The 627-nt window shown below is 36.0% G+C and carries 1 pseudogene; it reads right to left on the bottom strand.

The annotated features are described in order from the left end of the window. Window positions 1-43: 43 nt before the first annotated feature. A pseudogene (locus DW039_RS20700) lies at window positions 44-247 on the bottom strand (PcfK-like family protein); the annotation flags it as partial. Between the last annotated feature and the right edge of the window lie 380 nt (window positions 248-627).

The following is a 627-nucleotide window of genomic DNA, read 5'->3' as shown; positions in this document are numbered from 1 at the left end:
TCAACACTATTTGTATGCGACTTTGGATAATAATCTAATTGGGATAATAGTGCAACGCCATACCAAAAATTTCATCATCACTAAAACCACAGCAACCGCTTTTCTTCACTTGGTTTAAAATATAGGTAATGCAATTATCTATATTCTTTGTAGGTTTTTGATAGACTGGAGCAAACAGACTATCCACCGCTGCCATATTATCAAGGTATGCCTTGATGGTACTTTTAAATTGTTCTGACACTTTCATAGTATATCATTTTTAGATTTCATTTCACAATAAGCCAATTTCACGAGAAACAAGGAGAATAGGCAAATAAGAGCCAACAACGTAACCGACACAACCTTTATCGGACTTGGCGTTATTACCGCTCCGACAAACATAGCCACTGCACAAAGAGCGATGATGACCGAAAAAACAAATTGAATGATTTGCATATACTTCTGCTACTTAGTTTGTTAAACTTCTAATTTTATGCTTCAGCTAGATTTAAAGACCTTTTTTTAAAACCCCTTTCCGGGATGGCCTTTTCTTTCTGCCGACTTTTTTTTTGAGCTTTCATGCCCCATCTGAGTTTATGAGCCTTTTTTTTACGGCACACAACAATAAGGAAGGAGGGATTAAGAAAA

The organism is Bacteroides sp. AF39-16AC (assembly GCF_003602735.1).
GTDB classification, from domain to species: Bacteria; Bacteroidota; Bacteroidia; order Bacteroidales; family Bacteroidaceae; genus Bacteroides; species Bacteroides uniformis.
Note: the sequence above shows the minus strand (reverse complement) of the source record. Positions and strands in the feature narration are given on the sequence as shown.